Annotated in this window: 14 protein-coding genes; 8 read left to right on the top strand and 6 right to left on the bottom strand. The window is 65.4% G+C overall.

Features of this window, described 5'->3' with window-relative positions; genetic code table 11:
* Positions 1 to 121: 121 nt before the first annotated feature.
* Positions 122 to 2,218 (top strand): DUF835 domain-containing protein, encoded by a 2,097-nt coding sequence (locus VF992_11275; protein HEX9341731.1) that lies wholly within the window; start codon positions 122 to 124, stop codon positions 2,216 to 2,218.
* A 27-nt stretch (positions 2,219 to 2,245) separates the two neighbouring features.
* Here the strand turns inward: VF992_11275 and VF992_11270 are convergent, their stop codons facing one another.
* Positions 2,246 to 2,983, bottom strand: coding sequence for a sugar phosphate isomerase/epimerase family protein (locus VF992_11270; GenBank protein HEX9341730.1), 738 nt, complete (start codon positions 2,981 to 2,983; stop codon positions 2,246 to 2,248).
* A gap of 108 nt (positions 2,984 to 3,091) precedes the next feature.
* Between VF992_11270 and VF992_11265 the strand changes: the two genes are divergently transcribed.
* Positions 3,092 to 3,703 carry a LysE family translocator gene (locus VF992_11265; protein ID HEX9341729.1) on the top strand — a complete coding sequence of 204 codons (612 nt, stop codon included), beginning with the start codon at positions 3,092 to 3,094 and terminating at the stop codon, positions 3,701 to 3,703.
* 4 nt (positions 3,704 to 3,707) lie between these two features.
* On the opposite strand, the gene VF992_11260 is transcribed toward VF992_11265, so the two are convergent.
* Together VF992_11260 and VF992_11255 are read right to left on the bottom strand one after the other, a co-directional pair.
* On the bottom strand, positions 3,708 to 4,118 hold the full coding sequence (locus VF992_11260) for a VOC family protein (protein ID HEX9341728.1): 411 nt from the start codon (positions 4,116 to 4,118) through the stop codon (positions 3,708 to 3,710).
* A 61-nt stretch (positions 4,119 to 4,179) separates the two neighbouring features.
* The gene (locus tag VF992_11255) at positions 4,180 to 4,947 is read right to left on the bottom strand and encodes a hypothetical protein (GenBank protein ID HEX9341727.1); all 768 of its coding nucleotides are present in this window, start codon (positions 4,945 to 4,947) and stop codon (positions 4,180 to 4,182) included.
* A gap of 116 nt (positions 4,948 to 5,063) precedes the next feature.
* Here VF992_11255 and VF992_11250 point away from each other — a divergent pair, with 116 nt between their 5' ends.
* Together VF992_11250 and VF992_11245 are read left to right on the top strand one after the other, a co-directional pair.
* The gene (locus tag VF992_11250) at positions 5,064 to 6,260 is read left to right on the top strand and encodes a hypothetical protein (GenBank protein HEX9341726.1); all 1,197 of its coding nucleotides are present in this window, start codon (positions 5,064 to 5,066) and stop codon (positions 6,258 to 6,260) included.
* Between the two features lie 12 nt (positions 6,261 to 6,272).
* Positions 6,273 to 6,551, top strand: coding sequence for a winged helix-turn-helix domain-containing protein (locus VF992_11245; GenBank protein ID HEX9341725.1), 279 nt, complete (start codon positions 6,273 to 6,275; stop codon positions 6,549 to 6,551).
* A 13-nt stretch (positions 6,552 to 6,564) separates the two neighbouring features.
* On the opposite strand, the gene VF992_11240 is transcribed toward VF992_11245, so the two are convergent.
* The 3 genes from VF992_11240 to VF992_11230 are packed head-to-tail and all read right to left on the bottom strand — an operon-like array spanning position 6,565 to position 9,826.
* Complete coding sequence (locus VF992_11240; GenBank protein ID HEX9341724.1) at positions 6,565 to 7,182, bottom strand: hypothetical protein; 618 nt, start codon at positions 7,180 to 7,182, stop codon at positions 6,565 to 6,567.
* A 59-nt stretch (positions 7,183 to 7,241) separates the two neighbouring features.
* Positions 7,242 to 8,798 carry an ATP-binding protein gene (locus VF992_11235; GenBank protein HEX9341723.1) on the bottom strand — a complete coding sequence of 519 codons (1,557 nt, stop codon included), beginning with the start codon at positions 8,796 to 8,798 and terminating at the stop codon, positions 7,242 to 7,244.
* Positions 8,795 to 9,826, bottom strand: coding sequence for a DNA double-strand break repair nuclease NurA (locus tag VF992_11230; protein ID HEX9341722.1), 1,032 nt, complete (start codon positions 9,824 to 9,826; stop codon positions 8,795 to 8,797). Before VF992_11230 ends, VF992_11235 begins: the two co-directional genes overlap by 4 nt.
* 333 nt (positions 9,827 to 10,159) lie before the next feature.
* Between VF992_11230 and VF992_11225 the strand changes: the two genes are divergently transcribed.
* The 4 genes from VF992_11225 to VF992_11210 all read left to right on the top strand — a co-directional run bounded on the left by VF992_11225 (position 10,160) and on the right by VF992_11210 (position 12,533).
* Complete coding sequence (locus VF992_11225; protein ID HEX9341721.1) at positions 10,160 to 10,363, top strand: hypothetical protein; 204 nt, start codon at positions 10,160 to 10,162, stop codon at positions 10,361 to 10,363.
* Complete coding sequence (locus tag VF992_11220; protein ID HEX9341720.1) at positions 10,364 to 10,834, top strand: hypothetical protein; 471 nt, start codon at positions 10,364 to 10,366, stop codon at positions 10,832 to 10,834.
* On the top strand, positions 10,831 to 11,406 hold the full coding sequence (locus tag VF992_11215; protein ID HEX9341719.1) for an RHS repeat-associated core domain-containing protein: 576 nt from the start codon (positions 10,831 to 10,833) through the stop codon (positions 11,404 to 11,406). The genes VF992_11220 and VF992_11215 overlap by 4 nt, the downstream gene beginning before the upstream one ends.
* Before the next feature lie 149 nt (positions 11,407 to 11,555).
* Positions 11,556 to 12,533 (top strand): hypothetical protein, encoded by a 978-nt coding sequence (locus VF992_11210; GenBank protein ID HEX9341718.1) that lies wholly within the window; start codon positions 11,556 to 11,558, stop codon positions 12,531 to 12,533.
* Positions 12,534 to 12,873 lie beyond the last annotated feature (340 nt).

Genomic DNA, 12,873 nt, shown 5'->3' with positions numbered 1-12,873 from the left:
GAACGAGCGGGGAGGGGATGACCGAAACTACTCGCCGCCCCATGGCATGGTTGCACGGCTGATAGTCACGGCCGAATCCTTAAGCGGGTCCGGACCGCCTCGAAGGAACCCACGGGTTCCCATGCCATCGAAGGCGGCGGAAGCTCCGGCCCCGTCCTCGCGCGGACGGGCGAGCGCCACGCTCGTCATCCTGACGCTGGCCGCCGTCCTGCTCTCCGCTCCGCCCGCGAGGGCGGCCGCGTTCTCGGTCTCGGGGGAACAGGTCCTCGCCGGGACCACGGACGGACCGGCGGGCGTGCAGGCCGAGGATGGCCTGCGCGAGACGATGCGCGAAGCCGACGTCGCCCCGGATCCCCTCGCCTATCCTTCGATCGAAAACCTGAGCCAGGGGTCCCGGATCGCGGGGACTTTCCCGGCGGACGTGCAAAGCTCCGACGGCGTCTACGTCCAGTATCGCGAGGCGACGGCCCTCCCGGTCGTCGTCGAGAGCAACCCGACCGCAACGGACCCCAGCTGCACGTGGACGGCCTGTGCCAACGGCATGGCGTCCGACGGCGCCTACGCGTCTTCGTCAGCGGGCGGCGACGCCGGCGTCTTCCAGGGCTTCGGCTTCAGCGTCCCGGCGGCTTCCTCGATCACCCGCGTCGAGGTCGGATACGAAGCCTTCGATCCGGGGAACGACCGTCTCACGATCACGATCTCCTGGGATGGCGGCGTGGGCTGGTGTCCCGCGCAGACGACGGGCAGCCTGCCCGGCACGGATCCAAACGCCTACACATTCCTGGATTTCACGACCTGCGCGGGTCACCCGTGGACCCCGTCGGATTTCGGGGCAAACATCGCCACGAGCATCACGCACAGCCCGCAAGGCTCGCCCGAGACGATCGACCTCGATGCGAACGCCGTCCGGGCGACGTACCAGCCGCTCGTCTACGAATTGGCGCTGCGGTACGACTGGACCGGGGTCGCCACGGGCCCGCAGCACAATCTCCGGTTGAGGGGTCACGTCTCCGACGAGAGCGTCTCGGTCCAGGTCTTGACGCCGCCGTCCGTCTGGACGCCGCGGCTGACCCTGACCGGCACGGTGGACCAGGTCCTGACGTACGCCCTGGCGGCCAGCGAGTTCGACGCCGGGAACGTGTCCATCCGGTTCGTCGACGCGCTCGGGTCCGACGTCGCCCCGTCCGATTTGTGGCTCGACTACGTGGACGTCGTGACGACGGTGGTCGCCTACCACCTCGACGTCGTCCAAACCGTGACCGGCGTCGGCGGTGGGAGTCCGGCGCTGGACGTCGAGGGGAACGTCACCGCGGGCGGCGAGAACTTCGACGTGTTCGTCTGGAACTTCACCGCAGGTGCGTGGGGCCTGAAGATGACTTCCGTCTTCACGGCGATCAACGAGATGCACAGCGCGGCCTTGCTCCCCGACGAGATCCTCAACGGGACGGTCCGCATCGAGTTCCGGGACCGAGATCCCGCCAGCCCGGTGGCGGCGACCCTCACCCTCGAGGTCGTTCGGGTCTCGACGACCGACGCCGCCGTGGTCCTGCCGACGGTCCTCGTCGTCGGAGGCGCCGTCGCGGGGATCGCGGCCGTCGCCCTGTTCCTGTTCTTCGTCGTCCGACGGCGAAAGACCTCGTCCGACGCCGGCCCGGCCGCCGCCGAGGCCCCGCGCGCCGGCCGGCTTCCCTCCCTCGGAGGCCTGCTCGCGAAAGGCGGGACGCCTCCGCCGGATCCCGCGATCTCGGTGCGCGATCTCCGGCCGGGAGGCGCGTACCTCGTGGACGAGCAGAAACCCGCCGCGGGGATGCGGGCACTCGAGCACGTGACCCGGATGGGCCGGTCGGGCCTGGTCCTCACCCGCCGGAACCCGATGGACGTCCAACGGGCCTTCAAGCTGCCGCACACGAAGACCGTCTGGCTCGGAGACAATCGGGGCACGAGGAGCGGCTTGGTCCTCGCGACCTCCTTGGACGCCATGGCTTCGGACGTCCGGGACTTCCTCCGGTCGAACCCCGTCGGGGTCGTCCTCATCGATTGCCTGAAGGACTTGGTCGAGGGCAACGATTTCCCGTCCGTCTTGGCGTTCCTCCGGGAAGTCGTCGAACAGGTTGCCAAGGGGCAACAGATCCTCCTGGTCGCGATGCCGCCGGAGGTCCTGCAGGGTCGGGAGCTCAAGCAGCTCGCGCAGCAGATCGAGGTTGTCCGGATCACCTGAGCCGGGGCCGCCTCACGCAGGTTCGCCCTACTCCCTCGTCCACCGGCGCATCTTCCGGAGGCACGCCCGTCGGTCGTCCGGCGTCCCCTTGAAGATCTCGAGGGTCGCGGGCCCATCGTACCCGCGCGCCTTCAGCGCCTTGACGTCCCGCTCCACGTCGATTCCTCCCTGGCCGAACGGCAGGTGCTCGTCCCCCACCTCGCCGTGGCCGCCGTGGTTGTCGTGGATGTGGGCCAGCGCTAGGCGGTCGCCGAGCGCCGCGAGGTACGTCCGACCGCCGTCGGCCCGCTTGTCGAGGTGCGCATGCCCGACGTCGAGGCAGTACCGCAAGTCGGGGATCGCGTCGAGGGCCTTGCGAAGGACGTCGGGGGGCTCGTCGACGTTCTCGAGAGTCACCGCGACGCCGCGGTCCGCCGCCGCCTTCACGAGGTCCGCGAACCACGAGGTCTTCGCCTCCGGGGACGTCCTCGGGGCGGACCGGGCCTCCATGAAGTGCGCGTTGAAGATGCGCGTGCCGATCGGCGCGAGGGCGTCGATGAACCCGACGAACCGAGCGAGGTCGGCTTGGTGGAAGCGGGACGGCGGCAGGTGCGCCGTCTCCAGCGGAATCTTCTCCGCGAGGTCCTCCGCCGCATCTTGAAGCGCCGCCGGATCCAGGGAGACCCACGTCAGGTCGAGCTCCGCATAGTCGAATCCCGACTCCCGCAGTTCCGCGACCTGTTTCGGGAACGGCTCGCGGCTGTACGTCGAGCCGCCGATTCGCACGCGCCGACGAAAGTGGCGGCCGGTATAAGGCTTGCCCGAAGCAGGCCGTCCGTCCTTCGGAGGCGTTCGGAGTCCGCGGTTTCAAAGGGGAAGCTGCCATGCGTCCGCGTGGTCCTCGACGTCCTCGTCGCGATCGGCGCCGGCGTCGCGATAGGCCTCTCCCTCGCCGCGCCCCCGGGTCCCGTGAACGCGATTATCGCCTCCTGCACGGTCACGCGCTCGTGGCGCGCCGGCTTCCTCGTCGGTCTCGGCGCGACGACCGCGGACACGGTCTTCCTGACGTTGGCGGTCCTTGCCCGCTCCGCCGTCTCCGTCTTGGAACCGTACGTGCCGTTCGTCGCGCTGATCGGCGCCGCCGTGATGGCGTACTTCGCCTGGATGGCCGGCCGCGCGTGGCGCCGGACGGAGGCGATCCTCGAGCCGCGACCGGAGGAACGCGCGAGATCCTACGTGCCCGGGCTCTCCGTGAACATCACGAGCCCCTACCCGATCCTCTGGTGGCTGACCGCCGGCCTCGTCCTGATCAATCAGCTCGGTCCCCCCGTGCTGGTGGGCTTCTACGGCGGCCTCGTCCTCTGGATCACGGCGTTCCCCCTCGCGGTGCGGGAGGCGCAGCGTCGGTTCGCGCGGGCCTACCACCGCGTCCTAGTCTTCTCGATCGTCAGCCTCGTCGCCTTCGCTGCGTGGCTCGTCTGGTCCGCGGTGACCCAGATCGTGTGAGCTTTCACTCGGGATCCTTGCTCCGCGACTCGCGCACCCGCCCGAGCAGTTCGATCCAGATTCCGTCGGGGTCGCTCACGAAGGCGAAGGCGTACCTCGACTCCCGGAACGGCGGGACCTCCGGCCGGGCTCCGTTCGCGGTGACTTCCCGGAACGTGCGTTCCACATTCGTGACCCGAAACGCGAGATGGTCGAGTTCCTCCCCTTTCCGATACCGCGTGTGGAACCGCGAACCCGGGGGATACCAGTTCAGTTCGAGCCGCTGGGGCGATCCCGGGCTCTTGAGTTCGACCCAGATGCCGCCGTGGCTCATCGTCCCTCTCCGCGACACCCGCATGCCCAAGACCTGCCGGTAGAACCGAACGGATCGTTCGAGGTCTCGGACTCGAATTCCCGCGTAGAGGAGCCGCATCATGCCCGCGGCACCGGGCGGCCGGTATTTACCTGCGCGCCGGACGTCCCGGACGAGCGCGAGGTCACCATCCGAAGCGCAGGTAGCCGCCTTCGCGAATCCCTCGCCAGCCTCCGGTCTCCCGGAAGCCGAGGATCCGTGGCTGCGCGGAATCGAAGTCGTCCAGGGTCGTCTGGTCCGGCGGCACGGACGCGTACCATTCCGACGTCCCCGTGTCGAGCCGGTGGATGAGGACGCCGCCTTTCCCGTGCGCGATCCGCACGATCCGGTCCGCGCCTTCGTACAGCTCCCGCCGGATCGACTTGCGCCGGTGGAGCTTTGCGAGGCCGGCGTTCGTCACCAAGCCGACGACGTCCCGTTCCGCGACGGTGCGCCGGATCGCCCGCACGGACCGCTGGAACAGCTGGTGGGCCTCGCCCACCTCGACGTCCTCGTCGAGGTACATCTCCGGCAGGCACGCGAGGACCGCCATCCCCGCCCGGGTCTCTCCCATTTTTTTATCCAGCATATCCAATATTAACGTCGTCATCTGATGGCACGTGAACGCCCGGGCCACGTGCACGCGGGGCAGGACTTCCTCCCGCGTCAGCCCGACGCGTTTCCCGAGGGCCACCATCCCGTGCGGGTCCACGGAGTTCCCGCCGTCGAGGAAGACGACTTCGTGGCCCTCCATGACCGCGCGGACGCAGAGGAGGGTCGTGAGGTGGAACACGAAGTTGGAGCCGCTGTCGACCAGGGTAATCTTGCCCCGCTCGAACGGACCGAGGATCCGGTCCAGGGTGGGAACGAGGGTCGTGAGGGCCGGACGCGCCGCGACGCGAGCCTCCGGCACGACGATGGTCTGTGCGGCGAGCGCGATCGCGAATCCTCCCCGGGGATTCGATGGGGATGGCGATATAAAGTCCGGGGCGGCGGGGAGGTGGGTGAAAGTGCTACGGGGAACTCCGCGTGGCGGAGTTACTCTCAAGCCGCCCGGGGACGATGGTCTCGAAGGATGCCACGGCATTGATCGATCCGGTCTTTTTCCTGATCTTTGGCGGCCCGATCCTCTTCCTCGGGGTGCTCGTCGTCTTGTTCCTTCGGAAACCGCTCCTCGCCACGGTCCCCGCACCCCCGCATGCGGTGCGGCGAGACCTCGCATATCGGATTCGTGCCACCGGCTATCCGGTCGAATTTGCGAAGGACGTCCTCCGCGTGAAATTCGATTCCCTCGCCGCCCTCAAGCTCCACATCCGCGAAACCTGGGAGGGGGGCTCGGAAATTCGGTACGAAGTGGACGCGACGACCAAGGGATGGGCTCTGGTCCTCATCCTCGCGCTGATCGGCTACGTCGCGATCGCCTCGATCGTCGTCGCGCTGCTCATTCACTTCCGGGCGCGCCGGTTCGCTCGATCCCGAGTGGCGCCGCTCCTCTCGGCCCTACCCCCCTTGGGAATGCTCCCTCCGGCGGACGTGCGATCGCTCCTCATCGAAGGACTCAGCGAGGCCCAGCGCCTCTCCTCGGAGGCGCTCGAGTACGAGAGGGAGGCCGGTCAGAACGCAATCGGGCTCGTGCTCCTCGCCGCCGTCGTCCTCTGGGCGATCCTGTTCGTGACTTTCGCGCTCTACGTGCCCCTGTCGTCAGATGCGATGGCGTCCGCCGCGATCATCGCCACCGCGGTATCCGGTGCAGGCGCGGCGCTCGGTTTGTGGCTCGTGCACGAGGGGACCTCGGGGCGCGCGGCGGAGCTCGAGCAAGATGCGTCGTTCTACCGGGCCCTTTGGGCCGCGGAGGCGATTAGCGCCCCCCCGTCGGGAGAGCCGCGAGGCGGCCTCGAACTTCTCCTCCGGGCGGCTCTTCGTTCGCCGTACTGGAGGGAGATTCGTCGGCGCCGTCGGTTCTGGCACGATCCCGTCGCGGGCCTCGCGATGTTCGTCTTCGCGTACGGCGCGGTGATGCTTTCCATGTTGGCGATCGTTACGCCGCTACCCCTGGAGTGGCGGGCGTTCCTCGGGGGCTTCGGTGCCCTCCTCGGCCTCGGCGGTCTATGGTTCGTGCGTTCATGGATCCGCGAGGTTCGGGGGCAGGACGAGCGAGACCGACGGGATTGGGAGAAGCGCCGCGAGACGATTGAAGCGGAGCTGTGGCGGATCCTTTCGGGGTGAGGGATGCCGGCCATGGACCGCCCCGACCTCTACGTCGTCGCTCGAATCCTCGATCGGCTGTGGGGGTCGAACGGTCCGATGCTCCGCACGCACTTGCAAGTCGCCTCGAACGTCAACTACGACATCTTCTCTCGGTACCTGGGTTGGATGCAGGATCGGGAGCTCGTGTATCTCGAGGACTCCGCCGACGGCCACGTCCGCGTCGGCCTAACAGAAAAAGGGCAGGACGCCTACCGCAAGATCGTGCAGTGGATTTCCGAGGTCGTCCAAGGGCGAATGCCGGGGACCTGAGTCGTCGGACGGCTCACGGAGGAGGAGGCGGGGAAGCCGTGGCCGCCGCCCGCGCGCGCTTCCGGCGACGGATCGTCGCCGTCTGCGTGGCCGCCCCGAGGACGAACACCCCGAGCCCGGCGAGGGCCGACGTCGTACCGCTTCCGGGGCCCTGGAGGAAGTATAGGCCGCCCGCGAGGAGCAGCCCTCCGAGTGCCGCCGTGATGATGCCGATCAAGTCGTCGATGAAGTAATACGAGATCCCGAACACGACGACCAGGACGAGCAGGGCGGCGATGAGCGGCGGGTCCATTTGGCCTGGGGTGAATGTGGCCTGGCCACGGAGGAGTGCGTACACCGCCGCGCCCGCGAGGAGTCCGACGACGAAGGCGAGCGCCACCTTCACGAGCTTCGTGAATAAGATCGACCCGATGATCGCGCCGACGAGCGCGAGGAGCAGCGCGGCGACCACGCCGAACCCCGTCCCGAATAGGAATCCCACGGCGCTCCCTAACAGGGCGCCGATCAGGGACATGACGCTCGACCAGATCCCATGGCCCCAGAACGCGAGCGCGAGGCCGACGATCACGAGGATGATGCCGATGATCACAGCGGCTTCGCCGGAGACGAGAGGCACGTCGAAGGCAGCCACGTCGAAACGATTCGGATCGCCCTATAAAAAGACACCGCGGGCGTTCTCTCGGCCGATGTCTACCCGCGGCCGAAGACGTCGTCGGCGCGCTTCGCGATCTTCCGTAGCTTGCCGGCGTCGATGACGCTGGGCCCCAGGAGATGCTCCCGCACGCTGAGGTCGTCGTACGGCAGCACGTCGATCACGGTCGGGATGCGGATCGCGTCCCCGATCACCGCGACGGTCCGCAACGGCAGCTTCGCGATGATGTTCTCCCACATCTTCTTGTCCGGCACGCCGGCGAGGGCCGCCTCGACGTCGGACGGCTCCTTGAGCGACATGACGAGGCGGTTCGCGAGCTGACTCCGGACCTCGTCGGAGATGCGCACCGGCCTCTGGTCCACGAGGGCGAGGATGAGGTTGAACTTCCGCGTCTCCCGCGCGAGCCGGCTGAACGTCGGCGCGAACGGCGCGATGTTCGGATCGAGGAACTTGTGCGCCTCTTCTAGGAACAGGACGAGACGCGGGTATTCCTCGTTGCGCTCCGTGTACAGGTCGAACAGCCGGCGCGACAGGACGTTCGCGACGAACAGGTAGACCATCTGCTCCGTCCCGTAGTCCCCGAAGTCGAGGACGACGCTCTTGCCATCGCGGATGGCGGCGAGGATGTGGTGGAACGCGTCGCGCTGGCCCTCCTTCGTGTCGCGGAGGAACGGCAGGCGGTCGAGCCGTCCGATGCGGCGCTTGAGCCCCTGGAGGGACATCTCGTGCGTCCGCTCCTGGCCGAGCATCTCCATCGTCGCCTCGCGGATCGCGGAGATCAGGTCCGCGCCGCCGCGCGTCTTGTTGATCTCGTACAGCGTGTCGACCATGGCCGGCGTGAAGTCCTGCAACGCGACGATCAGGTCTTCCGGCGTGATCTCCCGCGGATCGAGGACGAACGGCTTCGCCTCCTTGTTCTTCGGGTCGAGGGAGAAGATCTCGACCTTCCCCGGGAAGAAGAACTTCAGGCCTTCCGTGTTGTCCGTCGCGCTGAACATGCCGTACTCCGAGTGCATGTCGAAGATGAGCACGGACGCCGGCGTCTTCCCGAGGATGCCGAGGCACACGAGCTTGTTGAGGATCGACTTGCCCGTGCCCGTGCGGCCGAAGATCGCGAAGGGCTTCTCGACGAGCTTCGCCATGTCCATCTGCACGTAGAAGGGCTCGACGCCCGTGATCGTTCCGAGCGTCGAGGACGTCTCGGAGAACTCGTAGATCCGCTCGACGTCCTCGCGGGCGGCGTGGCGGCACGCCGAGAAGTACGGCGGGATCGTCTGCGGCTCGCTCAGTTTCTTCGTCTCCCGCTCGATGAGCTGGATCATCCGGAGCTTCGCCTTGCTGTAGAAGATCGGGCCGCCGTACCCTTCGTGGGTCTCCGGCCGCGGCACGACGACGTCGCCGATCGCGGAGCCGGCGAGCTGGTCCGCGATGTCGCTCGGCTCGTTGATCACGTCCTCGACGAGGCAGTAGAAGTCGTACCGCGCGCCCTCGACGATCACGGGATAGGCGATCCGCAGCTCCTCCGGGTTGTGCAGCTCGAGCTTCGCGATCAGCCCGTCGATCACGGACGCGGCGACGATCTCCCCGATCTTCATCGCAGGTCCCTCGCAACCTTGTCGAGGTATTCGTGGAACGCGCTCCGCCGGCGGCCCTCCACCTCTGTGAGGCCGTCGAGCACCGTGCGGGCGTCGAGCCCCATCCGCAAGGCTGCCTTGAGGACGGCCTCTTCGTACAGGGGCTTGAGCTGCCGCACGGTCACGGCCATCCGATGCGCCTCGATGAGCGGGAGCGGGTACCCGACGGACAGGAGGCTCCGGGCGTACGGGGCCAGATGCCCGAACACGAAGTTCGGATCGTCGCGGAACGTGCCGACGTCCACGCGGAACCACTTCCTCGCCTGGGGATGGAGCCTGGCGTAATAGATGTCGCCGTAGAGGAGGCCCTCCTTCGCGGCCTCGGAGGCTTTCGGTGCGCGGGCGTATGCGAGGGCGCCCGGCGGGAGGCGGTCCTGGCATCGGGCCATGAGGTCCTCATCCGTCAGGACGTGTCCGAAGGAATGGAGCTGGCTGTCCTTCGAGATTCCGACGAGCACGTGGCCACGCTTTTCGCACAGGGCCACGAGACGCTCCATGAAGGTGAACTGCTTCGGGAACTCCGACAATGTGCCGTCCACGGCGACGATGCACCCTTCCACGTCGTCCGCGAACGTGATCGCCGTCTGCCCTTCGATGAGCCGTCGGTATTCGTTCACCATGTCCCGGGGCTGCTCCTCCCGCCGTTCCTTCGTGAATTCGAAGAGCGAGCGATGCAAGTCGTCCTGCTTCGCGACGAAATCCTCGAAGGTCGAGACGCCGACCATCCGCTGCACGAGCCGCCAGTCGGTCCGTCGGAACGCCCGTCCGTCGAAGGCGTACCGCAACAGGCCGACGGAGATGAGGGCGAGCCACCAGCTCGAGAGATTCAGGAGGAACGAGTACGAGCCGTCGACGGCGATCATGTCGCGGGCTGTGTCGGCCGGGCGGAAAACCTGGAAGCCTGGCCCTTCCTCCGGCGGGAGCGGCACGTCCCGGTGGTGCTTCACGAGTAGTTCGAGCTCCCGGCGCATGTCGTCCACGTAGCTCATACGAGCATTGCCCCGGTGCCATGGCGGCTCATGAAGCCGCATGGGGCCCCGCCATCCTGCCGCAAGCACCGCGACCTCCATATGGTATGGGGTCGCATGCGGTATTTTAGCCTGCCTAGCAGGAGGGTGAACGCGCACACACCGCCATGGTGTGCAGGTTGGGCTGTTCTCGCGGGAAGAATGGGCCAGATGGCGCGATGGGAGCGGTATCATGATCCTTGCTAGTCCTGAACTCCAGATGGCGCATCTACGATTCCGCGGAAAGGAATGAATCGAACAAGCGAGAGGAAGGCCTAAGTATGACCATTCTAGATATATTTCGGAGGTTGGAATATGGGGGAATCCTCCGACCGCCGCCGATTAAAGGTTGAGATCATCGCCGAAGTGCTGAGGAAGCTCCACTACACTTGGAAAGACGGGAAGCCCGCGACGCCGTACGGGCTCGAGAAGCACCTCGGCCTTCAGGGCAAACGATTGCGAACCGCGAGGTGGGGCGATATGACCGGAATTCCCAGAGGAACGAATGAGGGTTCGTAGATGAAGAAACGAGGGAGGTCGCTCGTTGAGCAGCTCCTTTTGGCAATTATCCTGTTGTGGATCCCGTTCGTCGCTTGGGTCCTCTACATCCCCGGGTCGGTAGAACCCTCTAACATCTGGTCCGGAATCGGTCCGATCCTGTTCTTGATTGAATTTGCCTTGACGAACCTCGCGGGTCTTATTTCGTGGGGCGTTTTGGACAAGATATTCGGCACAACCGAGAGTAGTTACGGGATTGAGGCTGTCGGGCCAGAGTCTCGGGCGGAGAAGTCTTACCGCGAAAAGCTCTCGGCGCTGACTTTGCTTATGTACGGCCTCTTGACCGGCATGTATGTGTCCACAATGAATGTCCTCCACCTTAGTGTTGGGTTAGTGTGGATTGCAAATGCCAGTATCGTACTTTCATTCGTGATTCTGGGCCTCAGGCTTACACGACGACAGCGATTGCGCGACCAGCAGGAGGGGACATGAAGTCGTCAAGCGGATGCGGCGCCTCGAACACGTACGGCTTCACGTCGCGGGAAAACGAAGCCGCCCTGATGTACTACCGCACCCGGTACTACGATCCTTCGGCGGGTCGGTTCACGTCGTCCGATTCGGCAGGGCTCTGCGGCGGCTACAACCGCTACGCGTACGTCGGCAACAACCCGGCCAATCGGATCGACCCGAGCGGACGGCTGCCGAGTCGCCTCTTCGACGGGGGAGGGAGCGACAGCTACGTGAGCGGCGGAGTGGGTTTCGATCCGGTTTGGTACTCCCCAATCTACACGACGAACTGGGACTGCGTCAGGAGCAAATTTGGCCAGAACTGTGCGTGCCTGCTATTTGTACTGGGCATCGCTGTTCCAGCAGCTTCAGAACTCTTCCTCGGCTTGACCCTTCTATGCCTTGAGAGGACTCCCCCGGGACTCTGCAACTTGTGCACGGCGGCATGCGCGGGGGCTGTTTCCACCAAAGACAAGCGTCTTTTGGCAGGTTGCGGATTGTGTTTGCTTGCGGAACTCGCGATTGACATCAAGCTGTGCTCCACACGCGTTCGCTAGGATGCTCACCGAGGAATCATGGCGCGGGAATGCGAACAGGTATGGAAGTCCAATCAATGATAGGCCAGGTCGAGCACCGGCACCGAAGAGATACCACGAAGGGAGCCGGGCCAACTCTTGAACGTCCGCCCGTCCGAGAGCGCCGGGCCTTGTCTGAGTTCGCCGGGGGTGTTCTGGGAGCGGGTCTGGTCTCTCTCGGCTTCTGGATTCTCATTGTCGTACGGCTCTCACATTGGACGTTCGGTTTCGTTGGCTCGGTGTCCGTTCTGTCGACCTCGGTGCTTGGCGCCGGTCTTTTCGCCTACTTTAACGCCGCACAGATCGAAGTCCGGTGTCGCTCCGCCGGAGTCTTTCAACTGAAACCGAGCATGGGCGTGCGGCTGGTAATAATGGTCCTCGGCACTGGGATTGCAGTCCGATTCGCTGCTGAAGGATACGCCTTGACGTCGGAAGAGGAGTTATTTTGGTTGATGTGGGGGCAGATAGGAGGGTTGATACTCGGCACGTTCGCGCTCGAACGCACGCGCAAGATCACGCTGTGGGTCCAAGTCGGGGCCAGGAGATCCCTTCGTGGTCGCTGGCTCGCGTTCTCCGTCCAACGCGGTCCTTCCCCCACGCTTCAAATACCGTCAACGCAAGCCGATTATGCCGGGGGCGAAAAAGGTCATCCGTTTGTCGAAGAGCAGGTGTGGAGCGAAACTGCCGTGCTGGTCAAGAGACTCTTGGTGGTCAGCGTCGTTCTCGGGATTGCCTTCGTGGGTTGGGTGCTCGTCGCTCCCCAGGCAGGGCGTGGCCCGGACCTCACCAGTGCAGTGAAGACGACGCTCTTCCTCAGCTGGTTCGTGGCGATCAGCTGTGCCCAGCTTATTCAAGCAGGCTTCGTTCTCTTCTCACGGGAGAATGGAAAGGACATCGGTAGCTCTCACGTGGCCAGTCCCCGAGGCGTTGAAGAAGAAATCAGGCGAAAACGCCTGTCGGCGTTAGTGCTCGTTGGTTACGCGTTCTTCCTAGTTGCAGGGGTCGCCACTTACGACAGTCTCAGTCTCACTCCGTTTTCCATCATGGCCGCAGTTTCGGTTGTCGTTGTCCTGGTGGCCCTCGCTGAGCTACGCGGCGCGCATCTTTGACATCCTCATGGCACACCCGTGCGTTGAGAGTGGGGCGAGAGTAGATTGTGGCCTATGAAGGCAAGCCAGGCAGGGGATTGAATCGACTCTGGTCGAGCGCGGATCTTCTCCCTGGATTGTGACGCCGCTTCGAGTGAACCTGTCTTTAGCCTCTGTCCCACTCCTAGTGCTTCCGGTCTCCACCTGCCTGATCAAAGGGCTCATGCGAGGACTTCCACCCGCGACTCCTGGCTGGGGGACATCGTCACGCGGATCCGGCCCGGGAACTTGTCGGCGACTTCGGCGAGATGGGTGATCAGGATGACTTTGTCGAAGAACTCCCCCATCCGGAAGAGCTTCT

The sequence above is a fragment of the Thermoplasmata archaeon genome, assembly GCA_036395115.1.
Taxonomy (GTDB): domain Archaea; phylum Thermoplasmatota; class Thermoplasmata; order RBG-16-68-12; family RBG-16-68-12; genus RBG-16-68-12.
This window is presented reverse-complemented; position numbering and strand designations above follow the sequence as displayed.

What these genes read in the sequence shown, in the direction of transcription:
- VF992_11220 (HEX9341720.1), top strand. Translation starts at nt 10,364, where the DNA reads ATGAAGAAACGAGGGAGGTCGCTCGTTGAGCAGCTCCTTTTGGCAATT.
- VF992_11230 (HEX9341722.1), bottom strand. Translation starts at nt 9,826, where the DNA reads ATGAGCTACGTGGACGACATGCGCCGGGAGCTCGAACTACTCGTGAAG.
- VF992_11260 (HEX9341728.1), bottom strand. Translation starts at nt 4,118, where the DNA reads ATGATGCGGCTCCTCTACGCGGGAATTCGAGTCCGAGACCTCGAACGA.
- VF992_11275 (HEX9341731.1), top strand. Translation starts at nt 122, where the DNA reads ATGCCATCGAAGGCGGCGGAAGCTCCGGCCCCGTCCTCGCGCGGACGG.
- VF992_11225 (HEX9341721.1), top strand. Translation starts at nt 10,160, where the DNA reads ATGGGGGAATCCTCCGACCGCCGCCGATTAAAGGTTGAGATCATCGCC.
- VF992_11215 (HEX9341719.1), top strand. Translation starts at nt 10,831, where the DNA reads ATGAAGTCGTCAAGCGGATGCGGCGCCTCGAACACGTACGGCTTCACG.
- VF992_11235 (HEX9341723.1), bottom strand. Translation starts at nt 8,798, where the DNA reads ATGAAGATCGGGGAGATCGTCGCCGCGTCCGTGATCGACGGGCTGATC.
- VF992_11245 (HEX9341725.1), top strand. Translation starts at nt 6,273, where the DNA reads ATGGACCGCCCCGACCTCTACGTCGTCGCTCGAATCCTCGATCGGCTG.